The sequence below is a fragment of the Gordonia jinhuaensis genome (assembly GCF_014639795.1).
Classification (GTDB): Bacteria; Actinomycetota; Actinomycetes; order Mycobacteriales; family Mycobacteriaceae; genus Gordonia_B; species Gordonia_B jinhuaensis.
Map to the genome: position 1 here is coordinate 1 of NZ_BMGC01000109.1, position 740 is coordinate 740.

Sequence of the window (740 nt, forward strand, 5' to 3'; positions counted from 1 at the left end):
CTAGTATCTCGTGTCGTTAGTTAGTTAATGGTTGGGGGTTTGAGATACTCGGCTATGGCGAATTCTCCGGCTCCCGCTCTGGGCCTGCGTGATGGCGATGCTGCCGAACTCGATCGACTACTCAGGTCGACGTCGACGCCTGCGGGACTGGCACGTCGGGCGCGGATCGTGGCCCTTGCTGCTGAAGGGATGGCCAATTCGCGGATCAGCGAGGTCGTCGGGACGTCGGTGCCGACCGTGCTCAAGTGGCGCTCCCGGTATCTCCATGACGGCCTCGACGGGTTACTTGATGCCGAACGGTGTGGTCGCCCAAGGCATCTTGATCATGCAGCTGTTGTCGCTGCGACGTTGAAGTCACCACCCAAGAAGTACGGAGTGACCCACTGGTCGTCGCGTCTGCTAGCCAGTCACCTCGGGATCGGGAACGCGACGGTCGCGCGGGCCTGGCGTGAGTACGGGGTACAGCCGTGGCGGTCGGGGACGTTCAAATTCTCCACCGATCCAGAACTGGTCGCCAAGGTCACCGATGTCGTCGGCCTGTACCTGGAACCGCCGGAGAACGCAATCGTGTTGTGCGTGGACGAAAAGTCGCAAATCCAGGCCTTGGACCGCACGGCGCCGATGCTGCCGATGCAGCCAGGGCAGATCGAACGCCGAACCCACGACTACAAACGACACGGCACCACCACACTGTTCGCCGCCTTGGAGATCGCGACTGGGCAGGTGACCGCAGCCGTCAA

Annotated in this window: 1 protein-coding gene; it reads left to right on the forward strand. The window is 62.2% G+C overall.

The genetic code is table 11. The annotated features are described in order from the left end of the window. Window positions 1-54: 54 nt before the first annotated feature. On the forward strand, window positions 55-740 hold a 686-nt coding region (locus IEW22_RS19850; RefSeq protein WP_229742942.1), incomplete at its 3' end, for an IS630 family transposase.